We start from the raw sequence: 22,606 nt of genomic DNA on the forward strand, positions 1-22,606 counted from the left end.
TCATGCAAGCCGTACAGCGTGAGATTGCTGAACAGCTCAACGTTCAGCCGCCGTTCGCCGATGACCAGGCCCTCGAAGCGGAAGTCGCCCGCCGCATCAGCTTCATCCAGGATTGCCTGACCAGTTCCGGACTCAAGACCCTGGTGCTGGGCATCAGCGGCGGGGTCGATTCCCTGACCGCCGGCCTTCTGGCCCAGCGTGCGATGCGCGAGTTGCGCGAGCGCACTGGTGACGAGGCCTACAAGTTCATCGCCGTGCGCCTGCCGTATGACGTGCAGTTCGATGAACACGACGCCCAGGCCTCGGTGGACTTCATCGCCCCGGACGAACGCCACACCGTCAACATCGGCCCGGCGGTCAAATCGCTGGCCAGCGAAGTCGCAGCCTTCGAAGGCAAGCACGCGGTGTCGGTGGATTTCGTGCTCGGCAACACCAAGGCGCGGATGCGCATGGTCGCCCAGTACACGATCGCCGGCGCGGCTCATGGTCTGGTGATCGGCACCGACCACGCGGCGGAAGCGGTGATGGGTTTCTTCACCAAGTTCGGTGACGGCGCCTGCGATCTGGCCCCGCTCAGCGGTCTGGTGAAAAACCAGGTCCGGGCCATCGCCCGCAGCTTCGGCGCACCGGAATCACTGGTGGAAAAAGTGCCGACGGCGGATCTGGAAGACCTGTCGCCGGGCAAGCCGGACGAGGCGTCACACGGCGTGACCTACGCCGAGATCGACGCTTTCCTGCACGGAGAGCCGGTGCGTCAGGAGGCGTTCGACATCATCGTCAACACCTACAAAAAGACTCATCACAAGCGGGTCATGCCGTTTGCGCCTTGAATCCAGGGCATAAAAAAAGCGTCCTTCGGGACGCTTTTTTTTGACCTTGTGTTGCTTACTTCAGGGTTACGGTGCCTTTCATCATCGAGATGTGGCCCGGGAACGAGCAGAAGAAGCCGTACTTCTCGTCAGCCTTGAGCTTGGACACGTCGATGGTCAACGAATCGGTTTCCTTGGCGCCAATGATCTTGGTGTGAGCGATCACGCGTTCGTCACCGTCCTTCAGGTAGTTCTTGTCGATGCCGGCGGCCAGGCCGTCGGTGGCGATCGGCTGCATGTCGGCTTCTTTGCTGATCACCAGGTTATGGCCCATGACGTTCTTCGGCAGGCTGCCGGAGTGGGTCAATTCGACGGTGAAGGTCTTGCAGCTCTTGTCGATTTCGATGGCCTTGGTGTTGAAGGACATCTGGTCGGTGGAATCAACGGTGGTTTTGCACTCGGCAGCCATCAATTGGCTGCTGGCCAGCGCCAGCAGGGATACCGCAACAACTTTGGAAAACATGGTGAATCTCCAAGGCAGGGTTAACAAAAACACGAATGGTTGGAAGACTGCCTGAAATCTTCGCAAGTTCCTATGACTTGAGTCAAAAATTGTATACAACTTTCAGGCTATGACACTCATCGAAACAATCTAACAGCCAGACGTTTGGCCGGGCCGTATCTTCAGGGCTCAACGTTAATCTGGAGCATCCGTCATGTCCTTCAACAGCCTGTTGTGCAGTCTGCTTGCCGCCTACGCCTGTGGTGCCAGCGGCACCTATGAAACCCCGAAACGCGAAGTCTAGTCCTTGGATCGAGACCCGCCAGCCTTTACCCTGTGCGACTGATCGACACAGGAGCAAGGCATGTCTCTCACATCCGTTTGTGTATTTTGCGGTGCCAACGCCGGCACCACTCCGGCGTACACCGAAGCCGCCATCGCCCTCGGTACCGCCATTGCCGAGCGTAAGCTGACGCTGGTTTACGGCGGCGGGGCTGTCGGCCTGATGGGGATTGTCGCCGACGCTGCGCTGGCGGCCGGTGGCGAAGTGATCGGCATCATCCCGCAGAGCCTGATGGACAAGGAAATCGGTCACAAGAGCCTGACCCGCCTGGAAGTGGTCGACGGCATGCACGCGCGCAAAGCGCGGATGGCCGAACTCAGCGATGCGTTCATCGCCCTGCCCGGTGGCCTCGGCACCCTGGAAGAGCTGTTCGAAGTCTGGACCTGGGGCCAGCTCGGCTACCACGGCAAGCCGCTCGGCCTGCTCGAGGTGAACGGTTTCTACAGCAAACTCACTGCATTTCTCGATCACATCGTCGGCGAAGGCTTCGTTCGCGCGCCACACCGTGACATGCTGCAAGTGAGCGAATCGCCGCAAACGCTGCTCGAAGCCCTCGATCAATGGCAGCCGACCGTCACGCCAAAGTGGGTCGACCAGAAACCCGGTTAACCCCCGGGCACCGATACAGGGCAGAATACGCGCCGCTCAACCTCACCTTCGACCCCAGAGGATCGCCCATGGCCAAACCCAATTACTCCTTCGCCAAACGTCAACGTGACCTGGCCAAGGAACAGAAGAAAGAGGAAAAGCTTCAGCGCAAGAAACAGATGGCTGAAGAAGCGGCACTGAATCCTGACGGTGAAGTGGCGACCGATGATGATGTTGAGGCACCGAAAGACCAGGCACCTGACGCCTGAGCTGAATCGCGAAATTGAACACACTCCATTGTGGGAGCTGACTGGCTCCCACAATGGATCGCACTTACTCCAGCGGCATCACCGTGACCCGCACCTCCGGATCATGGCTCCCTCCCCCCAGAATCACCCCGCGCAACGGCGAGACATCGGAAAAATCCCGGCCCCAGGCCAGGGTGATGTGCTCCAGCGCCGGCTGCACGTTGTTCGTCGGATCGAAATCCACCCAGCCCAGCACCGGGCAAAACACCGAGACCCAGGCATGGGACGCATCGGCGCCGATCAACCGTGGCTGCCCCGGTGGCGGTTGCGTCAGCAGGTAACCGCTGACGTAACGCGCCGCCAGCCCGCGTGAGCGCACACAGGCAAGCATCAGATGCGCAAAGTCCTGACAGACCCCGCGTCGGCGCTCCAGCACTTCCACCAGCGGCGTCGCGACTTGCGTCGCTTCGGCATCGAAGGTGAACTCGCTGAAAATCTTCTGCATCAGGGCCTGCACACCCAGCATCAACGGCCGGCCGGCCGGGAAACAGCTCTCCGAGAACTCGACGAAACTGCGCTTCAGGTGCACGTAGGGCGACTGGAATCGATAGCGACAGGCTTCCAGCAACGAGGCAGACAACGGCTGACTGCTGTAAGTCAGCACGTTGCGCGTCAACTCCCAGGCCGGTGACTGCTGGAAATCCACCACGGGTCGCGCCAGCACTTCCACCGTCAGCCGTGCGTTGACCTGCAATTCATCATGCGGCCGTTCGAAGGCCAGGCGGGTGAGCGGATTGCCGAACACATCCTGCTCGTCACGGCGGGTGGTCGGCTCCGGACTGATCAGCAATTGCTGTTCGGTGCAACGCTGCCACTCGCATTCGCGCGGCCACAGGTGCGCCAGTTGCTGGGCCAGGGACACCGGACTGTCGTAGCGATAGCACGTGTCGTGAAGGATCTGGTAATGGGCGCTCATCAGACGGACACCGTGCGCTGGCTGACATCATCGACATGGGCGAAATGGCGCAGGGCCAGACGATCCGACACCTGACTGCTGGCGTCGGCGATCTCCTGCAGCAGATCCGCCAGACCGTCGAGGGCCGCGCGCACGCTGGGTTCGCCGAACAAAGGATTCTCCAGACAGCTCAAGTCGAAACGCGCCAGACGCTCGACCAGCGTCGGCAATCCTGCCTCCCTCGGCACTCCGAAGTCATCATTCAAACGCTTGAGGGTGCGAGTCACAAGTTTCAACTGGAACAACACCGCATGGGGGTTCTGCTCATCCAGCAGCAACAGGTCAAGCACCGGAATCAACTGCGCCACTGCCAGATAACGCGAGCGATAGGTGATGCTGCTGTTGCCCAGCTCCAGCAACCACTCAAGCCCGGCCTGATCGAACGCCCCGGCGCCGCGCAGAAAACCCGCAAGGCTGCTGCTGAGAAATTGCAGGCGTTCGATGCGCCGGCCGATCATCAGGAAGCGCCAGCCTTCGTCACGGGTCATGTCGTCGAGGGCAAACCCGGACAGCGCCGCCAGCGACATCACCAGCCGGTTTAGAAAATCCAGCAGCTCGCCGAAGTCCGGTTCGTCGGTGTCAAGTTCCGAAGCCTCACGTTGCAACTCCACCAGCGCCTGCCAGTTTTCCCGGGACAACTTGCCGCGCACCTGCGAAGCCGCCCACTGCAAGCGCTGCAGGTTGGAGCGCAGGCTGAACGACCAGTCCTCGCCGAGCAGTGCCGCGAGCAAGCGTTCCGGAAGTTCACCTTCATCCGGCAGCAGCATCAGCCGCTCGCCCAGATCCACAGCGGCCTGCAAGGCCTGTGGATCATCACCGTCGACGTACCGCGCCAGCATGATCCGCAACAACCGCGCGCTGTCGTCACAGCGCTCGCAGTAACGGCCGAACCAGAACAGATTCTCCACCACCCGCGACGGCAGGTACGGATCGCGCCGCACCAGATCAGGCACGCCGATATTGCGCTGGGCTTTCCACTGTTCCCCGCTCGGCGGTCGATCCCCCAGCACCCAGGTGTCCTTGCTCGCGCCACCGCGCTGCATCGACACCACTTCGGCATCGGCTTCGGCCGCGACCCGGGTCAGGCCACCGGGCAGCACCCGATAACCGTCGTGACTGGCCACCGCGTACATGCGCATGCCGATTGCCCGGGGTTGCAGTTGCCCGTCCTCGGGCTGCCAGATCGGCGCCTGAGACAGCTGCGCAAGTTCTTGCGCGACATACGCATAAGGGCGGGCCTGCATGCGCGCAGCGAGGCTTTCACGCTGTTTTTCGCTCAGATCCCGACCCAATACCGGCGTAAAGCTTTGCGAAGGGAACGCCGGTTTGATCAGCAGCTCCGGCAATTTTTCCAGGGCCTGGGCCAGCACCGGCGCTTCGCCGCACCACCACGTGGCAATGGACGGCAGGATCAGATCTTCACCGAACAGGTACTGATTGATCTTCGGCAGGAACCCCAGCAGCCCCGGCGACTCCAGTACTCCACTGCCCAGTGCATTGGCGACCAGAACCCGGCCCTGACGCACCGCCTCCAGCAATCCCGGAACGCCCAGCGCCGAATCCGTGCGCAACTCCAGCGGATCACAGAAGTCGTCGTCGAGGCGGCGCATGATCGCGTGCACCCGGCGCAGGCCACTGAGGGTTTTCAGGTAGACCGTGGCATCACGCACCGTCAGGTCACCGCCCTCCACCAGCGGATAACCGAGCTGGCGCGCCAGATAAAGATGTTCGAAATAGCTCTCGTTGAAACGCCCCGGGGTGAGCAGCACCACCAGCGGCGCGTCATCGTCGCACGGGGCCTGACGGGCCAGAGTTTCCTGCAGGGTGCGGAAGAAGCCGGCCAGATGCTGCACCTTCAGATCCCGGTACAACTCGGGGAAGGCGCGGGACACGATGGTGCGGTTTTCCAGCGCATACCCGGCACCCGATGGCGCCTGAGTGCGATCCGCCGTCACCCACCAGCGCCCGTCCGGCGTGCGCGCCAGATCCACGGCATACAGATGCAGAAAGGCCCCGTCCGGTGGCGCAATGCCCTGACAGGGCCAGAGGAAGTTGTTGTGACCGAACACCAGCTCCGCCGGCAGCAAGCCTTCGCGGATCAACTGCTGCGGGCCATACAGGTCCGCCAGCACCGCATTGAGCAGCCGCGCGCGCTGGGCGATTCCGGCCGACAGCTGTTGCCACTCGTCAGCGGCGATCACGTGGGGCAGCAGATCCAGTTCCCACGGACGGTCCGCGCCCTTGGGGTCGGCATAGACGTTGTAGGTGACACCGTTTTCCTGAATCTGCCGGGTCAGCAACGCCTGACGCTGCACCAGGTGCGCCGGGGTGCTGCGCTGCAAATGGTCGACCAGTCGCCGCCAGTGCGGGCGCACCGCTCCGCTGTCGTCGAGCAGTTCGTGATAGGTGCCCGCCGTCAGCGGGTAGCGGTCAAGCAGGTCAGGCATGGAAAGCTCGGCAGCCGGCAAGGAACGGTCAGACTAACGCAGGCACATGACGCCCGGATATACGAAAAATCCGGGCGTCGCGTACGACTTAGAAACGTCGTAAATCGAGTGTCATCGGCAGCTCGTCGGAGATTGTCAGGTTCGGTATCGGAAGCTTCCCCGGCGTATGTCCGATGCGGAAGAAACGCGCCATGCGCCGGCTCTCCGCTTCGTTGGCGTTGACCGGCAGCGTTTCGTAATTGCGCCCGCCGGGATGGGCGACGTGGTACTGGCAACCGCCCAGCGAACGTTGCATCCAGGTGTCGAGCAGGTCGAACACCAGCGGCGCATGCACCGGGATCGTCGGTTGCAGGCAATTGGCCGGTTGCCACGCGCGGAAACGCACACCCGCGACAAACTCGCCAACCCGTCCGGTCGGTTGCAGCGGCACCGGGATGCCATTGCAGGTCAGCAGATAGCGCTGCGGCGGCAGCCCCGTGAGTTTGACCTGCAAGCGCTCCAGCGATGAGTCGACGTAGCGCACCGTTCCGCCCGCTGCGCCCTCCTCGCCCAGCACATGCCAGGGTTCGAGAGCCTGACGCAATTCCAGCTCGATGCCGTTGACGGCGTAATCGCCGACTTTGGGAAAGCGGAATTCCAGATGAGCCGCAAACCATTCGGCACGCAGCGGATAACCGGCACTGTTGAGCTCAACGATGACGTCGGCGAAGTCCTGCTCGATGAAGTGCGGCAGCATGAAGCGGTCGTGCAGCTCCGTACCCCAGCGCGCCAGTTTCGGCGGCGCATAGGGCTCGCGCCAGAACCGCGCCACCAGCGCTCGCAACAACAGCTGCTGCGCCAGGCTCATGCGCGCATGGGGTGGCATCTCGAAACCACGCAACTCCAGCAACCCGAGGCGCCCGGTGGCGCCATCCGGTGAATACAGCTTGTCGATGCAGAACTCGGCGCGATGGGTGTTGCCGGTAACGTCGATCAGCAGATTGCGCAACAGCCGATCCACCAGCCATGGGGCGCACTCTTCTCCCGGCGCCGGCATCTGCGCGAAAGCGATTTCCAGCTCATACAACGCATCGTTGCGCGCTTCATCGACTCGCGGCGCCTGAGAGGTCGGGCCGATGAACAGACCGGAAAACAGGTAGGACAGCGAAGGATGGTTGTGCCAGTAGCTGATCAGGCTACGCAGCAGGTCCGGGCGGCGCAGAAACGGTGAATCGCCCGGTGTCGCGCCGCCGAGGACGAAATGGTTGCCGCCGCCGGTTCCGGTATGTCGCCCGTCGACCATGAATTTCTCGGTGGACAGTCGGGTCTGGCGCGCCTCTTCGTACAGAAATTCGGTGCGCTCGACCAGCTCGTCCCAGGTCGCCGACGGCTGCACGTTGACCTCGATCACGCCGGGATCCGGGGTGATGCGGAAATTGCTCAGGCGCGGATCGCTCGGCGGCTCGTAGCCTTCCAGCAATACCGGACAATGCAGCTCCTCGGCGGTGGCTTCGATGGCGGCCACCAGCTCCAGATAATCCTCGACCCGCTCCAGTGGCGGCATGAACAGGTACAACCGGCCCTCTCGGGCCTCGGCGCACAAGGCGGTGCGGGTCAGCCAGTCGGCGGACTCGTCGATTTTCGGCACACGATCGTACGCCGGAGCCGGCTCACCGTGTTGGTTAAGCTGCGCTGTTTCGGGCAGCTCGGGGAAATCCTGATTCGGGTCGTTCGGATGAATGAACGGGTACTCCGCCGCCTTCACCCAGGGCTGTGAACCCAACGGCAGGCGATAGCCCAGCGGTGAATCCCCCGGCACCAACCGGCAATGCTCATCGCGCAGGTACCAGCGCCCGCTCTGCCACTGATCGCCCTTGGCGGTGCGCGCCAGCGGCAGCACCTGGCCGATGACCTTGTCCAGCCCCTGACTGAACACCTTGCGCAGTCGCGCACGTTCCAGCGGCTCCTCCAGACGCGAGTCTTCGGCGCTGACGTTGCTCGGCAAGGCGCCCTCGCGCCAGAGGTAATAGAAATTGTCTTCGTAGGCCGGGAAAACGAAGCGTGTCGGCAGTTTCAGGCGTTCGGCGACACTCGCCAGAAAGCGCCCGGCCAGTTCACCCGTGGCGCCGTAATCCTGCTGCTCATCGGCGATCAGTGCATTGTTATGCCAGATCGGCACGCCGTCGCGGCGCCAGTAGCAATTCAGCGACCAGCGCGGCAGTTGCTCGCCCGGATACCACTTGCCCTGACCGAAATGCACCAACCCCTTGGGCGCGTAATGTTTGCGCAGGCGCTGGAACAGTTCGGCGGAGAGCCGACGCTTGTCCGGGCCCAGCGCGGCGGTGTTCCACTCGGCGCCATCCGGGTCGTCGATGGACACGAAGGTCGGTTCGCCGCCCATGGTCAGGCGCACATCGCCTTCCAGCAGGTCGGCATCGATCTGCCGGCCCAGCGACTGGATCGCCAGCCATTGCTCATCGGTGTAGGGCTTGGTGACCCGGGGTGCTTCCCAGATCCGCTCCACGGACATTTCGTGGCTGAATTCACACTCGCAAGGCTCCACCAGACCACTGATCGGCGCCGCCGAGGACGGATCGGGACTGCAGGCCAGCGGGATATGCCCTTCACCGGCGAACAGCCCCGACGTCGCATCAAGGCCGATCCAGCCGGCGCCGGGCAGATACACCTCGCACCACGCGTGCAGGTCGGTGAAGTCCACTTCGGTGCCGGACGGGCCGTCGAGGCTTTTCACGTCGGCGGTCAGTTGAATCAGGTAACCGGAGACGAAACGCGCCGCCAGCCCGAGGTTTCGCAGCAGTTGCACCAGCAGCCACGCCGAATCCCGGCAGGAGCCGGAGGCGTGTTCGAGGGTATGCTCCGGGGTTTGCACACCCGGTTCCATGCGGATCAGGTAATTGATGTCTTCGCTCAGACGCTGATTGAGCGCCACCAGGAAATCCACGGCCGGCAACGGCGTGCGGTCGATGGCATCCAGATAGGCCTTGAATTTAGGCGTCAGCGGCAGGGTTTCGAGGTACGGCGCCAGCTCCTTGCGTTCGTCGGCGGCGTAGGCGAAGGGGATTTTCTCGGCGTAGGGCTCGAGGAAGAAGTCGAACGGGTTGAACACCGCCATTTCGGCCAGCAGATCGACCTCGATCCGCAGTTCGGCGGTTTTCTCGGGGAACACCAACCGTGCGAGGTAGTTGCCCTGGGGGTCCTGCTGCCAGTTGATGAAGTGCTGCTCGGGCGAGACTTTCAGCGAATAGGACAGAATCCGCGTGCGGCTGTGAGCAGCCGGGCGCAGACGCACGATCTGCGGGCCGAGTTCGACAGCGCGGTCGTAGCGGTAATGCGTGACGTGATGCAATGCGACATGAATCGACACGGCGTGCCTCCTGCGAGCCCAAGCGTATTCGAAAGCGCGCAAGACTTATGCCATGCAGAGGCTTGGGCGCTTTCCCGGAATGCTTAGGGCAGTACAGCACCAAAATCGGGCGATGCGGTGAAATGCTTTGGCACAGTTGCACGCAAATGTTGCGAGGCACAACGCAAAACGCCAACCCGAAGGTTGGCGTTCTGTTTTAGCTCAAGTGTGTTTCAGCGCGGTACGACCGGCTTGCGTGCCGGTTTCGGCCCTTTGCCTTTCGCGGCTTCCTTGCGCTCCTTGGCGGCCTGCTGGTTACGGGCGAATGCCGCGGCCTTGGCCTGTTCACGCTTGTCCCAAGGATTGCCGCCGTCGCTGGCGCGTGGAGGCAGACCGGTGTGCTGGGTGAGGATCTTGGTGGTCTTCTCTTTCGCGACCTTGTGGCTGCCGGCCGGGGTCGAGTTCTTGCGACGGGCACTCTGGTAGCTGTCGGTGGCCGGCTGGTGCAGCGGGATCAACTGGTGCTTGCCCGGCCCGATCAGGTCGGCGCGGCCCATGCGGGTCAGCGCTTCACGCAGCATCGGCCAGCCTTTCGGGTCGTGATAACGCAGGAACGCCTTGTGCAGACGGCGCTGCTCCTCGCTCTTGACGATGGTCACGCCGTCGCTCTTGTAGGTGACCTTGCGCAGCGGGTTCTTGCCCGAGTGGTACATCGCGGTGGCGGTAGCCATCGGCGACGGATAGAACGCCTGGACCTGGTCGGCACGGAAGCCGTTACCCTTGAGCCACAGGGCCAAGTTCATCATGTCTTCGTCGGTGGTGCCCGGGTGCGCGGCAATGAAGTACGGAATCAGGTACTGCTCTTTCCCCGCCTCCTTGGTGTACTTCTCGAACATGCGCTTGAAGCGATCGTAGGTGCCGATCCCCGGTTTCATCATCTGGTTGAGCGGACCTTCCTCGGTGTGTTCCGGGGCGATCTTCAGGTAACCGCCGACGTGGTGGGTCACCAGCTCCTTAACGTACTCCGGCGACTCGACCGCAAGGTCGTAACGCAGGCCGGAGGCGATCAGGATCTTCTTCACACCCGGTAACGCACGGGCGCTGCGGTACAGCTGAATCAGCGACGAGTGGTCGGTGTTCAGGTTCGGGCAGATGCCCGGGAACACGCAGGACGGCTTGCGGCACGCGGATTCGATTTCCGGGCTCTTGCAGGCGATGCGGTACATGTTCGCGGTCGGGCCGCCGAGGTCGGAGATGACGCCGGTGAAGCCCGGCACCTTGTCGCGGATCTCTTCGATTTCGCGAATGATCGACTCTTCGGAACGGTTCTGGATGATCCGGCCTTCGTGCTCGGTGATCGAGCAGAAGGTGCAGCCACCGAAGCAGCCACGCATGATGTTCACCGAGAAGCGGATCATGTCGTAGGCCGGGATTTTTTCCTTGCCGTACGCAGGGTGCGGAACACGTGCGTAAGGCATGCCGAACACGTAGTCCATTTCTTCGGTGGTCATCGGAATCGGCGGCGGGTTGAACCAGACGTCGACCTCGCCATGCTTCTGCACCAGCGCACGGGCATTGCCCGGGTTGGTTTCCAGGTGCAGCACGCGATTGGCGTGAGCGTACAGAACCGGGTCGTTACGCACCTTTTCCATCGACGGCAGGCGGATCACGGTCTTGTCGCGGGTCATTTTCGGGCTGGCCAGGATCTGTACGACCTTGGCTTCTTCCGGATCTTCAACCGGGCCTTTCTCCTGCTCGATCGCGCAAGCCTGAGTGTCCTGGGTGTTCACATACGGGTTGATGATCTTGTCGATCTTGCCCGGACGGTCGATGCGCGTGGAATCGACTTCGTACCAGCCCGCCGGCGTGTCGCGACGGATGAACGCGGTGCCGCGTACATCGGTGATTTCTTCGATCTTGTGACCGTAGGACAGACGCTGGGCGACTTCGACAATCGCCCGCTCGGCGTTGCCGTACAGCAGGATGTCGGCGCTGGCGTCGATCAGGATCGAGTTGCGCACGCGATCCTGCCAGTAGTCGTAGTGGGCGATGCGGCGCAGGGAGGCTTCGATGCCGCCGAGCACGATCGGCACGTGCTTGTAGGCTTCCTTGCAGCGCTGGCTGTAAACCAGGCTCGCGCGGTCCGGACGTTTGCCGGCCATGCCGCCCGGGGTGTAGGCGTCGTCGGAACGGATTTTCTTGTCCGCGGTGTAGCGGTTGATCATCGAGTCCATGTTGCCGGCCGCGACGCCGAAGAACAGGTTCGGCTCGCCGAGCTTCATGAAGTCGTCTTTGGACTGCCAGTTCGGCTGCGCGATGATCCCGACGCGGAAGCCTTGCGACTCCAGCAGCCGGCCGATGATCGCCATGCCGAACGACGGGTGATCGACGTAGGCATCACCCGTGACAATGATGATGTCGCAGGAATCCCAGCCAAGCTGATCCATCTCCTCCCTGCTCATCGGCAGGAACGGCGCTGGCCCGAAACATTCGGCCCAATATTTTGGATAGTCAAATAACGGCTTGGCTGCTTGCATGTCGATGACCGGTGTTGAGGTGCAAAATCGCGGGCGCGGAATATAGCACAAAAAATGACCAATTCCGACGGCTGTGGTCGGAAATATCAGGGGCTTTCAGACGACGACAGACTTATTCGTCGTCGTCGAAGTTATAGCTGCCCGGCGCGAGGTTTTCGAAACGTGTGTACTTGCCGATGAAGGCCAGGCGGATGAAGCCGATCGGGCCGTTCCGCTGCTTGCCGATGATGATTTCGGCGATGCCCTTGTGCTCGGTTTCCGGGTGATACACCTCGTCCCGGTACACGAACATGATCACGTCGGCGTCCTGCTCGATCGCTCCGGATTCCCGCAAGTCGGAGTTCACTGGACGCTTGTTGGGACGTTGTTCCAGGGAGCGGTTGAGCTGCGACAGGGCGACTACCGGGCAGTTGAATTCCTTGGCCAGGGCTTTCAGGGATCGGGAGATCTCGGAAATCTCGTTGGTCCGGTTGTCGCCGCTGGAACCCGGGATCTGCATCAGCTGCAGGTAGTCGATCATGATCAGGCCGATGTCGCCGTGCTCGCGCACCAGCCGCCGGGTCCGGGCACGCATCTCCGACGGACTGATGCCGGCGGTGTCATCGATGAACAGCTTGCGGTCGTTGAGCAGATTGACCGCCGAGGTCAGACGCGGCCAGTCGTCGTCTTCCAACTGGCCGGAACGTACCTTGGTCTGGTCGATACGGCCGAGGGACGACAGCATACGCATGATCAGCGATTCGCCTGGCATCTCGAGGGAGTACACCAGCACCACTTTGTCGCTGCGCAACACGGCGTTTTCCACCAGGTTCATCGCGAAGGTGGTCTTACCCATCGACGGACGGCCGGCGACGATGATCAGGTCGGCCGGTTGCAGGCCGCTGGTCTTCTCGTCGAGGTCGGTGTAGCCGGTGGACAGGCCGGTGATCGAGTCGGCAGTGTTGAACAGGGTGTCGATGCGGTCGATGGCCTTGGTCAGCAGGTCATTCACACCCACCGGGCCGCCGGTTTTTGGCCGGGCCTCGGCAATCGCGAAGATCTGCCGCTCGGCTTCGTCGAGGATTTCCTCGGCGGTGCGACCTTCGGGGTTGAAGGCGCTGTCGGCAATTTCGGTGCTGATACCGATCAGCTGACGCAACGTCGCGCGCTGGCGGACGATCTGCGCATAGGCCTTGATGTTGGCGACGGACGGCGTGTTTTTCGCCAGCTCACCCAGGTAACCGAGGCCGCCGACCTGCGAAGTCTGACCTTCCTTGTCCAGTTGCTCGGCAAGGGTCACGACATCGATCGGCAGGTTCTGATCGGCCAGTTTGGCGATCGCACGGAAAATCAGACGGTGGTCATGTCGGTAGAAATCGCCGTCGGAGACTTGATCGAGCACGCGTTCCCAGGCGTTGTTGTCCAGCATCAGACCACCGAGCACGGCCTGTTCGGCCTCGATGGAATGCGGCGGCACCTTCAGCGCGGCGGTTTGCAGATCGTATTGCTCGGGAGCGGAGATTTCGTTCATGGCCACTTTTTAATCAGGAAAAGCAGGGAGTGCAGAAAGACAAAGGGCACGACCTGTAAACAGGATCGTGCCCGATGTTAACCGTCTGCCGGACAAGCCGCCAGTCGATCAGGGTGTTGCTTAAGCTGCTACCACGACAACGCGTACGGTGGCTTCAACTTCGGCGTGCAGGTGCACAGCCACGTCGAATTCACCCACGTTGCGGATGGTGCCGTTCGGCAGACGAACTTCGCTTTTCGCCACTTCAACGCCGGAGGCGGTCAGTGCGTCAGCGATGTCGTGAGTACCGATCGAACCGAACAGCTTGCCTTCGTCGCCAGCGGTGGCAGTGATGGTCACTTCCAGCTCGGCCAGTTGGGCAGCACGGCTTTCAGCCGAAGCTTTACGGTCTGCGGCGGCTTTTTCCAGCTCAGCGCGACGCTCTTCGAACGCAGCCAGGTTGGCAGCGGTCGCAGCGGTGGCTTTGCCGAAAGGCAGCAGGTAGTTACGGCCGTAACCAGCCTTAACGTTTACTTTGTCGCCCAGGTTGCCCAGGTTGGCGATTTTTTCCAGAAGGATCAGTTGCATGTGGAAATCCTCTTAACTTTTAACCTTCACCGTTCGCGTTATCGGTGTCTTTCGACACCCGACCGCGAAAATCAATCAGGCTGTCGACAATGGCCAGAACCACGAGCAACGGATAGATCAGCTGCATGAACAGCAACAGCGTTACGTACAACCCCACCAGCCAGAAACCGGCCAGTCGCCTTTGCGCCACCAGCCCGTGAATCAGGGCCAGCCCGGCGAACACCAGCGGTACACTGCACAACGGCGTCAACATGGCCATCTGTGCACCGAGATTCGGGCCCAGAAGCATTAACGCCAGCAGCAACATCGCCGGTCCCAGCGGGATCCGGATGGCGCGAAACTCGCGACCAAAACCACCCGGGTTGTACAACAACGCCTGCCAGTAACGCCCGACAATCAGGCTCAGCACGCTGACGATCTGCAACAAGGCCGCAATCAGGCCGGTCAGGACCGGTGCGATCAGCGACGCGAAACGCGCCTGCTCGTCTACCGACAATTGTTGGTAGGCATCACCGAGAAGCGCGGGCATGACCTTTACCAAGGCCTGCGCCAGCATCTCGATCTGGGGCGCAAACGCCGCCCCGAGCACCACTGAAAACACTAGCCCCATGGCTACGCTGACCAGCAGCGTGCGGACCCAAGACTCGCTTGCGCGCAACACCAACGCAAGCCCCGAAGACCCCAGCAGCACCAGAAGTGCCCGTGGGTCATCGGCATACAACCACCAGATCAATGCCGGCAGCAGTCCCAGTGACACGACGCCCAGGGCGTCGGCCAATCCGCGCCGCAGAAGCACCAGGCTCCCGGCGGCAGCACCCAACCAATACAACAACGGCAATGTTGCACACCCGGCCACTACGAGAGTGGCCTGCATACGGCCGCGCATGATGAACTCAGCTAAGGCACGCATGCATTCAATCCTTTGCTACTTGTCGACTGCCCGGTCTCAGCGGCCGTGGCTGTCGGTGTAGGCCAGCAGGGCCAGGAAGCGGGCGCGCTTGATAGCGGTGGCCAGCTGACGCTGATAACGAGCTTTGGTACCGGTGATGCGGCTTGGAACGATTTTGCCGGTCTCGGATACGTAGGCTTTCAGAGTGTTGAGATCTTTGTAGTCGATCTCCTTCACGTCTTCAGCGGTGAAGCGGCAGAATTTACGACGACGGAAGAAACGTGCCATTTGATAGGCTCCTTAAAAGGTCCGTGGATTACTCGTCAGCGTTATCGCTGTTGTCGCTGTCGCTATCGCTGTCATCGCCATCGGCGCTGCCATCGTGCTCAGGACGTTCGCGACGCTCACGGCGCTCACTGCGGTTTTCTTCAGCCTTGAGCATCTCGGACTGGCCGGTAACGGCTTCGTCGCGACGGATGACCAGGTTACGGATCACAGCATCGTTGTAGCGGAAGTTGTCTTCCAGCTCGGCCAGGGCCTTGCCGGTGCACTCAACGTTCAGCATCACGTAGTGAGCCTTGTGAACATTGTTGATTGCGTAGGCCAGTTGACGACGGCCCCAGTCTTCCAGACGGTGGATTTTGCCGCCGTCTTCTTCGATCAGCTTGGTGTAACGCTCAACCATGCCGCCGACTTGCTCGCTCTGGTCAGGGTGGACCAGAAAGATGATTTCGTAATGACGCATGAATGCTCCTTACGGGTTGTAGCCTGCCGCTCAAAAACGGTCAGACAAGGAGTGAATGACACTTATGGACTTGCTGGCGCGGGGCACATGAATGCCTGCCGTCACAGCAAGGGGCGCAATTGTAGAGAAGGGACTGAAGAGGTGCAAGGCAATTGGTGATTATTTGAACAGTCACACTTTCTGCCACACCAGAAAACACTGTGGGAGCGAGCCTGCTCGCGATGACGGCTTAACATCCAACAATGATGCTGAATGTAACTCCGCTTCGCGAGCAGGCTCGCTCCCACATTTTGGACTGCGTAAGGCTCAAGCTTTTTTGGCAGCCGCCTTGGCCTTGGCACCGCGCTGGCGCTGGGCTTCGAACAGGCACACGCCGGTCGCAACCGAGACGTTGAGACTGCTGACACTACCGGCCATCGGCAAATGCACCAGGTAATCGCAATGCTCGCGGGTCAGGCGACGCATGCCTTTGCCTTCGGCGCCCATGATCAGGATGGTCGGGCCGGTCAGGTCCTGGTCATAGATGCTGACCTCGGCCTCACCTGCCGTGCCGACAATCCACAACCCGCGCTGCTGGAGTTTTTCCAATGTGCGAGCAAGGTTGGTCACCGCCACCAGAGGAATCACCTCCGCAGCGCCGCAAGCCACTTTACGCACCACGGGCGTCAGAGTGGCCGACTTGTCTTTCGGCACGATGACCGCCAGCGCACCGGCAGCATCCGCCGAACGCAGGCAGGCGCCGAGGTTGTGCGGGTCGGTCACGCCGTCTAGCACCAACAGCAACGGCGCGCCTTCGGTGCGATCGAGCAACTCGTCGAGCATCGCTTCGCCCCAGACCTGGCTCGGACTGACGTCCGCCACCACGCCCTGGTGCACGCCTTCGACCCAGGCATCCATTTCACGGCGCTCGGCCTGACCGATCTGGACCCGGTTTTCGTTTGCCAGCTCGATCAGCGTCTGCACCCGCGGATCGTTGCGGCTTTCAGCCAGCCAGATCTGTTTGACGCGTTTCGGGTGGTGACGCAGCAACGCTTCTACCGCGTGAACGCCGTAGATTTTTTCCAACTGACTCATGACTTCGCCTTCGGTTTACGCGCCCCGCCACTTTTGGCTGGAGCGGAACCCGCTTTCGGCGGGCCTTTACGGTGTTTGCTCGGTTTGGCTGGCTTGCCGCCGGAGGCCTTGTCAGGCGCCGACCGTCCGGTCTTTCCCCCGGACGCCGCTTTACCACCGTTTTTGGCGTCGGCCAGCAAGGCCTTCTTCATTTCACGGCTTTTGCGCAGCTCGGCGTTTTTCGCCACGGCATCGCTTGGGCGATAAGCCTCGACAGCCTTTTCCTTGGCCGGGCGACGGCTGGCGGTTTTTGCCGGAGCCTTTTCTTCCACAACCTTGGCTGCAGGAGCGGTCGTCTCGGTGCCACGCTTCTTGCGGCCGATCGGCGCGCTGATGGTTTTTTCAGCCATCTCGAAGTCGATCTTGCGCTCGTCGAGATCGACGCGCATGACCCGCACTTCAACGGTATCGCCAAGACGGAAGCTGCGACCGGTGCGCTCGCCCGCCAGGCGGTGATGCACAGGGTCGAAGTGGTAGTAGTCGCCCGGCAGCGCCGTCACGTGTACCAGACCTTCGACATAGATATCGGTCAGCTCGACGAACAGGCCGAAACCGGTCACGGCAGTGATCACACCCGGGAACGATTCGCCCACGCGGTCTTTCATGAACTCGCACTTGAGCCAGTTCACTACGTCGCGGGTCGCTTCGTCGGCACGGCGCTCGCTCATCGAGCACTGCTCGCCGAGTTGCTCCAGCGCTGCTTCGTCGTACGGATAGATGCGCGCCTTCGGAATGGTCATCGCACCGGCACGGCGAACGTGCGGGGTGTCCTGTTTCGAATGGATCACGCTGCGGATCGCCCGGTGCGTGAGCAGGTCCGGGTAACGACGGATCGGCGAGGTGAAGTGGGTATAGGCTTCGTAATTCAGGCCGAAGTGGCCTTCGTTCTGGGCGCTGTACACCGCCTGACTCAGGGAGCGCAGCATCACGGTCTGGATCAGGTGGAAATCCGGACGGTCCTTGATGCTGGCCAACAGGGCCTGATAGTCCTTCGGCGACGGGCCATCCTTGCCTTTGTGCAGGGACAGACCGAGCTCACCGAGGAACGCGCGCAGTTTTTCCAGACGCTCCGGTGGCGGGCCGTCGTGGACGCGGTACAGCGCAGGGATTTCGTGCTTCTTCAGGAATTCGGCAGTGGCCACGTTGGCCGCCAGCATGCATTCCTCGATCAGCTTGTGTGCATCGTTACGGGTAGTCGGACGGATTTCGGCAATCTTGCGCTCGGAACCGAAGATGATCCGGGTTTCCTGCGTTTCGAAATCGATCGCGCCGCGCACGTGACGGGCAGCCAGCAATACCTTGTACAGCGCGTAGAGCTGCTTGAGGTGCGGCAAGACATCGGTGTATTCACCGCGCAACTTGCGCCCTTCGGTCGCTTTCGGCGTTTCCAGCATCGCGCTGACCTTGTTGTAGGTCAGACGGGCGTGGGAGTGGATCACCGCTTCATAGAAGCAGTAGTCGGTCATTTCGCCGGACTTGGAAATGGTCATCTCGCAAACCATGGCCAGACGATCAACATGTGGATTCAGCGAGCACAGGCCGTTGGAGAGCTGCTCCGGCAGCATCGGCACCACACGCTCGGGGAAGTACACCGAGTTGCCGCGCACTTGGGCTTCGTTGTCCAGAGCCGAACCGATCTTCACGTAGCTGGAAACGTCGGCAATCGCCACGTACAACTTCCAGCCGCCGGAGAACAGGCGCAGTTTGCCGGGTTTGGCTTCGCAGTAGACCGCGTCGTCGAAATCGCGGGCATCTTCGCCGTCGATGGTGACGAACGGCAGATGGCGCAGGTCGACGCGCTTCTCTTTGTCTTTCTCTTCGACTTCCGGCTTGAGCTTGCCGGCTTCCTTCAGAACGGCTTCAGGCCAAACGTGCGGAATGTCGTAGGTGCGCAGGGCGACATCGATTTCCATGCCAGGCGCCATGTAGTTGCCGACGACTTCAATCACATCGCCTTGCGGCTGGAAGCGCGGGGTCGGCCAGTGGGTGATTTTCACCTCGACGAACTGACCGATCTGGGCGTTGGCGTTGCGGCCCGGGGTGACCAGCACTTCCTGCTGAATCTTCGGGTTGTCCGCAACGACGAAACCGATACCGCCTTCTTCGAAATAGCGGCCAACGATGCTCTCGTGGGCACGGGACACCACTTCAACGATCACGCCTTCGCGACGACCGCGACGGTCCAGGCCGGAAACACGGGCCAGAGCACGGTCGCCGTCAAACACCAGACGCATTTGCGCCGGACTCATGAACAGGTCATCGGAGCCGTCATCCGGCACCAGGAAACCGAAGCCGTCGCGATGACCGCTGATGCGACCGAGGATCAGGTCGAGCTTGTCCACCGGCGCATAGGTGCCACGGCGGGTATAGATCAGTTGAGCATCGCGCTCCATGGCACGCAGACGGCGGCGCAGGGCTTCGATCTGGTCTTCTGTGGTCAGACCAAACTCTTCGACCAGTTGCTCGCGGGCAGCAGGCGAACCCCGATCAGCAAGGTGCTGAAGGATCAGTTCGCGGCTGGGAATAGGGTTTTCATATTTTTCCGCTTCACGAGCGGCCTCGGGATCGAGGGACTGCCAATCGGCCATTAGAGAGTTTTCACCTTGTCTATATGCGGGTTAGTTTGGCATAGGCGCCATCAAACGGGAAATTTCCGACTATATAAGGCGCGTCTGGAGCCTTGTATCGACGCCTGGAGGGCGTTTTGAACACCGCTGGTAAAAAAAATCATTTTTTTTGCTGGCAGGGGTTTACAGTTAAAAAGGCGCTCCGTATAGTGCGCGCCATCGACGACGTACACACGTTGACGAGATGCCCAGGTGGTGAAATTGGTAGACACGCCAGCTTCAGGTGCTGGTGACCTTACGGTCGTGGAAGTTCGAGTCTTCTCCTGGGCACCAATTTCGAGTTTGAGACTAGATCAGTTTCAAGACTCACACAAAAACCCGCGAAAGCGGGTTTTTTGCATTCTGCGCCCCGGACTTTTTCTGAAATTGATTTATTAAAATCAAATCAGGGGTTTACAGATCAAAAGGCGCTCCGTATAGTGCGCCACATCAACAGCGGCAACGCTGAAGATGAAGCCCAGATGGTGAAATTGGTAGACACGCCAGCTTCAGGTGCTGGTGACCTTACGGTCGTGGAAGTTCGAGTCTTCTTCTGGGCACCAATTCAAATTCAAGGTCACGATCTTGAATCTCACAAAAACCCGCGAAAGCGGGTTTTTGCGTTTCCGGGGTTTGGAAAAGCTTGAGAGCCGACACCTGGCAAACACTACCTCTCCTCGCAAAGCGCACTTGAGAAACAATATCGTTTATCATTGTTGCAAGTTTTTGCAATGCGACAGTGAGGAACCCTGCGAATGATGTTTCGAAATACCCTGCGCCGCGGCTTGACCTTCACCCTGCTCGGCCTGGCACTCGCCACCCCCCTCACCCAGGCTGCCGACGCGGTTTCCCTGACGCTCTACAACGGTCAACACAAGGAAGTCGGCGACGCGATCGCCAAAGCCTTCGAAGCCAAGACCGGCATTCACGTCAACGTGCGCAAGGGCAGCAGCAATCAGCTGGCCAGCCAGATCATCGAAGAAGGCGACCGCTCCCCCGCCGACGTCATCTACACCGAAGAATCCCCGCCGCTGAACAACCTCGGCGAACAAGGCCTGCTGGCCAAGGCTGACGACGCGACCCTGGCCGTTCTGCCGAAAGAATACGTCGCCGGTAACGGCACTTGGATCGGAGTGACCGCCCGGGTTCGCGTGGTGGCCTTCAACCCGAAACTGATCGACGAAAAAGATTTGCCGAAATCGGTGCTGGATTTCGCCGATCCGCAGTGGCAAGGCAAGGTCGGCTTCGTCCCGACCAGCGGCGCATTCCAGGAACAGGCCGTGGCAATCATCAAAAAGCACGGCCGCGAAGCCGCCGAAGAATGGCTGACCGGCCTGCGCGCATTCGGCAAGACCTACAGCAACAACATGGTCGCCCTCAAGGCTGTGGAAAACGGCGAAGTCGCCACGGTGCTGGTAAACAACTATTACTGGTTCGCCCTGCAGCGAGAGAAAGGCAAGCTTGATTCCAAACTGCATTACTTCACCGGCGGCGATGTCGGTGGCCTGATCACCGTGTCCAGCGCAGCCGTGCTGAAATCCAGCAAACATCCAAAAGAAGCCCAGCAATTCCTCGCCTACATGGCCAGCGAAGAAGGTCAGCGTGTGATCACCCAGACCACCGCCGAGTACCCGCTGCACAAAGGCATGGAATCGGATCGCGGCCTCAAGCCATTCAGCGAACTGGAAGCACCGGATGTCACGCCGGCCGATCTCGGTAATGCCGAAGAAGCGCTGGAGCTGGAACGCGAAGTTGGCCTGAACTGATGACCGCATCGTTATCCGCCCCCGCTACACGCGGGGGTTACGTGCCACGGCGCAAGCGGCCGTCAATCTGGCTGGTGCTGCCGGTGTTGTTGCTGGTGGTCATGAGCCTGTTGCCGCTGGCCTATGTCGGGCTCAAAGCCTGGCAGGCCGGCTGGTCCGAGGCGCTGCACTTGCTGTGGCGCCCGTATGTGTTCAGCCTGCTGCGCAACACGCTGGCGCTGATGGTCGGCGTAACGGTAACTTGCGGCGTGATCGGTCTGTCGCTGGCCTGGTTGCTGGAGCGCAGCAATCTGCCGGGCCGACGACTGTGGGGCGTGATTCTTTGCCTGCCGTTCGCGGTGCCGGCATTCGTCAGCAGCTTCACCTGGGTTTCGCTCAGTGCGCAGTTCGAAGGCCTCGGCGGGGCAATCCTGGTGATGAGCCTGTCGAAATATCCGCTGATCTTTCTGCCGGTGGCCGCCACGCTGCGCAATCTTGATCCAGCCCTTGAAGAGTCGGCTCGCACCTTGGGACAGAATCGCTGGGGCGTGTTTTTCCTCGTCACCCTGCCCCTGCTCTGGCCTTCGCTTCTGGCCGGCTCATTGCTGATTGCATTGCACATGCTGGTGGAGTTCGGCGCACTGTCGATCATTGGCCTGCAAACTTTCACCACCGCGATCTATCAGCAATTCGAACTGGAATTCAGCAATGCCAACGCGGCAATGCTGTCGGCGGTATTGCTGGCGCTGTGCCTGATGCTGTTGTGGCTGGAGTTGCGCGTGCGCGGCAAGGGCCGTCATGTGCGCACTGGCCAGGGCGCGGCGCGTCGGGCCGAACAAGTGCGACTCGGGCCTTGGGCGATTGCCGGTCAGCTGTATTGCCTGATGCTGGCGATTGTCGGCAGCGGGATTCCGCTGGGCATGCTGGCTTACTGGCTTGCCGTGGGATCGTCAGCGGCATTCCCGATTGCGGCGATCACCGAAGCCTTGCTGTCGTCATTGGCGCTGTCGCTGGGTGGCGCGGGATTGTGCCTGGTGCTGGCGGTGCCGGTCGGGTTGCTGGTGGTGCGCTACAAAGGCCAACTGGCGATCTGGGCCGAGCGCCTGCCCTATCTGCTGCACGCCCTGCCGGGATTGGTGATCGCGCTGACGCTGGTGTATTTCGCCCTGCATTACGTGCCGGTGCTGTACCAGACCTCCGCGCTATTGCTGATCGCTTACGCGCTGCTGTTTCTGCCGCTGGCTCAAGCGCCGATCCGCACGGCGCTGAACAAGGCCGCACCGCAACTCGAAGAAGCCGCCCGCACGCTGGGTGCATCTTCGTTCACGGCGTTCTGCCGAGTGACCTTGCCGATCATCTTCCCGGCGCTGGGCGCAGCGTTTGCGCTGGTGTTTCTGGATGCCATGAAAGAACTGACGGCGACGCTGCTGCTGAGTCCGACGGGGCTCAACACATTGGCGACCGAAGTCTGGGCCCACACCGCGAATGTCGAGTTCGCAGCCGCAGCGCCTTATGCGGCGTTGTTGATTGTGGTGTCGGGATTGCCCGTCTACCTACTGACCACCCGGATGTATTTGAGCCGATAAAAAAATCGCAGCC

The 22,606-nt window shown here is 61.1% G+C and carries 17 protein-coding genes and 2 tRNA genes; 7 read left to right on the forward strand and 12 right to left on the reverse strand.

The window, feature by feature from the left end; all coding sequences use genetic code 11:
• Positions 1-2: 2 nt before the first annotated feature.
• A complete protein-coding gene (nadE, locus tag QRN46_RS21495; protein ID WP_064379115.1) occupies positions 3-830 on the forward strand; it encodes an NAD(+) synthase in 828 nt (275 codons plus the stop codon).
• 55 nt (positions 831-885) lie between these two features.
• On the opposite strand, the gene azu is transcribed toward nadE, so the two are convergent.
• On the reverse strand, positions 886-1,332 hold the full coding sequence (gene azu, locus QRN46_RS21500) for an azurin (protein WP_007950684.1): 447 nt from the start codon (positions 1,330-1,332) through the stop codon (positions 886-888).
• Between the two features lie 343 nt (positions 1,333-1,675).
• Here azu and QRN46_RS21505 point away from each other — a divergent pair, with 343 nt between their 5' ends.
• Complete coding sequence (locus QRN46_RS21505; protein ID WP_064379113.1) at positions 1,676-2,263, forward strand: cytokinin riboside 5'-monophosphate phosphoribohydrolase; 588 nt, start codon at positions 1,676-1,678, stop codon at positions 2,261-2,263.
• Positions 2,264-2,331: 68 nt separating this feature from the next.
• Positions 2,332-2,511 carry a hypothetical protein gene (locus QRN46_RS21510; RefSeq protein WP_007950694.1) on the forward strand — a complete coding sequence of 60 codons (180 nt, stop codon included), beginning with the start codon at positions 2,332-2,334 and terminating at the stop codon, positions 2,509-2,511.
• A gap of 64 nt (positions 2,512-2,575) precedes the next feature.
• Here QRN46_RS21510 and QRN46_RS21515 read toward each other — a convergent pair whose 3' ends face one another.
• The 11 genes from QRN46_RS21515 to rnr all read right to left on the reverse strand — a co-directional run bounded on the left by QRN46_RS21515 (position 2,576) and on the right by rnr (position 19,244).
• Positions 2,576-3,466: a transglutaminase family protein gene (locus QRN46_RS21515; RefSeq protein ID WP_201817233.1), complete on the reverse strand. Its 891-nt coding sequence runs from the start codon at positions 3,464-3,466 to the stop codon at positions 2,576-2,578.
• Complete coding sequence (locus tag QRN46_RS21520; RefSeq protein WP_201817231.1) at positions 3,466-5,952, reverse strand: circularly permuted type 2 ATP-grasp protein; 2,487 nt, start codon at positions 5,950-5,952, stop codon at positions 3,466-3,468. Before QRN46_RS21520 ends, QRN46_RS21515 begins: the two co-directional genes overlap by 1 nt.
• A gap of 88 nt (positions 5,953-6,040) precedes the next feature.
• A complete protein-coding gene (locus QRN46_RS21525; protein ID WP_201817227.1) occupies positions 6,041-9,316 on the reverse strand; it encodes a transglutaminase family protein in 3,276 nt (1,091 codons plus the stop codon).
• 212 nt (positions 9,317-9,528) lie between these two features.
• The gene (locus QRN46_RS21530; protein ID WP_201817224.1) at positions 9,529-11,832 is read right to left on the reverse strand and encodes a YgiQ family radical SAM protein; all 2,304 of its coding nucleotides are present in this window, start codon (positions 11,830-11,832) and stop codon (positions 9,529-9,531) included.
• A 112-nt stretch (positions 11,833-11,944) separates the two neighbouring features.
• Positions 11,945-13,342, reverse strand: coding sequence for a replicative DNA helicase (dnaB, locus tag QRN46_RS21535; protein WP_011332193.1), 1,398 nt, complete (start codon positions 13,340-13,342; stop codon positions 11,945-11,947).
• Positions 13,343-13,462: 120 nt separating this feature from the next.
• A complete protein-coding gene (gene rplI / locus QRN46_RS21540; RefSeq protein WP_003186385.1) occupies positions 13,463-13,909 on the reverse strand; it encodes a 50S ribosomal protein L9 in 447 nt (148 codons plus the stop codon).
• A 19-nt stretch (positions 13,910-13,928) separates the two neighbouring features.
• Positions 13,929-14,819 carry a YybS family protein gene (locus QRN46_RS21545; RefSeq protein WP_085611056.1) on the reverse strand — a complete coding sequence of 297 codons (891 nt, stop codon included), beginning with the start codon at positions 14,817-14,819 and terminating at the stop codon, positions 13,929-13,931.
• A 36-nt stretch (positions 14,820-14,855) separates the two neighbouring features.
• Positions 14,856-15,086, reverse strand: coding sequence for a 30S ribosomal protein S18 (gene rpsR, locus QRN46_RS21550; protein ID WP_002551829.1), 231 nt, complete (start codon positions 15,084-15,086; stop codon positions 14,856-14,858).
• A gap of 28 nt (positions 15,087-15,114) precedes the next feature.
• The gene (gene rpsF / locus QRN46_RS21555; protein WP_007950702.1) at positions 15,115-15,543 is read right to left on the reverse strand and encodes a 30S ribosomal protein S6; all 429 of its coding nucleotides are present in this window, start codon (positions 15,541-15,543) and stop codon (positions 15,115-15,117) included.
• A 306-nt stretch (positions 15,544-15,849) separates the two neighbouring features.
• Positions 15,850-16,617 (reverse strand): 23S rRNA (guanosine(2251)-2'-O)-methyltransferase RlmB, encoded by a 768-nt coding sequence (rlmB, locus tag QRN46_RS21560; RefSeq protein WP_007950704.1) that lies wholly within the window; start codon positions 16,615-16,617, stop codon positions 15,850-15,852.
• Entirely contained in the window at positions 16,614-19,244 is a 2,631-nt protein-coding gene (gene rnr / locus QRN46_RS21565) for a ribonuclease R (protein ID WP_064379105.1), read from the reverse strand. The genes rlmB and rnr overlap by 4 nt, the downstream gene beginning before the upstream one ends.
• A gap of 225 nt (positions 19,245-19,469) precedes the next feature.
• Here rnr and QRN46_RS21570 point away from each other — a divergent pair.
• The 4 genes from QRN46_RS21570 to QRN46_RS21585 all read left to right on the forward strand — a co-directional run bounded on the left by QRN46_RS21570 (position 19,470) and on the right by QRN46_RS21585 (position 22,593).
• Positions 19,470-19,556, forward strand: a tRNA-Leu gene (locus tag QRN46_RS21570).
• A gap of 182 nt (positions 19,557-19,738) precedes the next feature.
• A tRNA-Leu gene (locus QRN46_RS21575) sits at positions 19,739-19,825 on the forward strand.
• Between the two features lie 192 nt (positions 19,826-20,017).
• Positions 20,018-21,028, forward strand: coding sequence for an extracellular solute-binding protein (locus tag QRN46_RS21580; RefSeq protein WP_064379104.1), 1,011 nt, complete (start codon positions 20,018-20,020; stop codon positions 21,026-21,028).
• Positions 21,028-22,593 carry an ABC transporter permease gene (locus QRN46_RS21585; RefSeq protein WP_285357103.1) on the forward strand — a complete coding sequence of 522 codons (1,566 nt, stop codon included), beginning with the start codon at positions 21,028-21,030 and terminating at the stop codon, positions 22,591-22,593. Before QRN46_RS21580 ends, QRN46_RS21585 begins: the two co-directional genes overlap by 1 nt.
• Positions 22,594-22,606: the final 13 nt, after the last annotated feature.

It is taken from the genome of Pseudomonas sp. lyk4-R2A-10, from assembly GCF_030209075.1.
Lineage (GTDB): Bacteria > Pseudomonadota > Gammaproteobacteria > Pseudomonadales > Pseudomonadaceae > Aquipseudomonas > Aquipseudomonas glycinae.

Coding starts and splice junctions, on each gene's coding strand:
- nadE (WP_064379115.1), top strand. CDS start 3: ATGCAAGCCGTACAGCGTGAGATTGCTGAACAGCTCAACGTTCAGCCG.
- azu (WP_007950684.1), bottom strand. CDS start 1,332: ATGTTTTCCAAAGTTGTTGCGGTATCCCTGCTGGCGCTGGCCAGCAGC.
- QRN46_RS21505 (WP_064379113.1), top strand. CDS start 1,676: ATGTCTCTCACATCCGTTTGTGTATTTTGCGGTGCCAACGCCGGCACC.
- QRN46_RS21510 (WP_007950694.1), top strand. CDS start 2,332: ATGGCCAAACCCAATTACTCCTTCGCCAAACGTCAACGTGACCTGGCC.
- QRN46_RS21515 (WP_201817233.1), bottom strand. CDS start 3,466: ATGAGCGCCCATTACCAGATCCTTCACGACACGTGCTATCGCTACGAC.
- QRN46_RS21520 (WP_201817231.1), bottom strand. CDS start 5,952: ATGCCTGACCTGCTTGACCGCTACCCGCTGACGGCGGGCACCTATCAC.
- QRN46_RS21530 (WP_201817224.1), bottom strand. CDS start 11,832: ATGCAAGCAGCCAAGCCGTTATTTGACTATCCAAAATATTGGGCCGAA.
- dnaB (WP_011332193.1), bottom strand. CDS start 13,342: ATGAACGAAATCTCCGCTCCCGAGCAATACGATCTGCAAACCGCCGCG.
- rplI (WP_003186385.1), bottom strand. CDS start 13,909: ATGCAACTGATCCTTCTGGAAAAAATCGCCAACCTGGGCAACCTGGGC.
- QRN46_RS21545 (WP_085611056.1), bottom strand. CDS start 14,819: ATGCGTGCCTTAGCTGAGTTCATCATGCGCGGCCGTATGCAGGCCACT.
- rpsR (WP_002551829.1), bottom strand. CDS start 15,086: ATGGCACGTTTCTTCCGTCGTCGTAAATTCTGCCGCTTCACCGCTGAA.
- rpsF (WP_007950702.1), bottom strand. CDS start 15,543: ATGCGTCATTACGAAATCATCTTTCTGGTCCACCCTGACCAGAGCGAG.
- rlmB (WP_007950704.1), bottom strand. CDS start 16,617: ATGAGTCAGTTGGAAAAAATCTACGGCGTTCACGCGGTAGAAGCGTTG.
- rnr (WP_064379105.1), bottom strand. CDS start 19,244: ATGGCCGATTGGCAGTCCCTCGATCCCGAGGCCGCTCGTGAAGCGGAA.
- QRN46_RS21580 (WP_064379104.1), top strand. CDS start 20,018: ATGATGTTTCGAAATACCCTGCGCCGCGGCTTGACCTTCACCCTGCTC.
- QRN46_RS21585 (WP_285357103.1), top strand. CDS start 21,028: ATGACCGCATCGTTATCCGCCCCCGCTACACGCGGGGGTTACGTGCCA.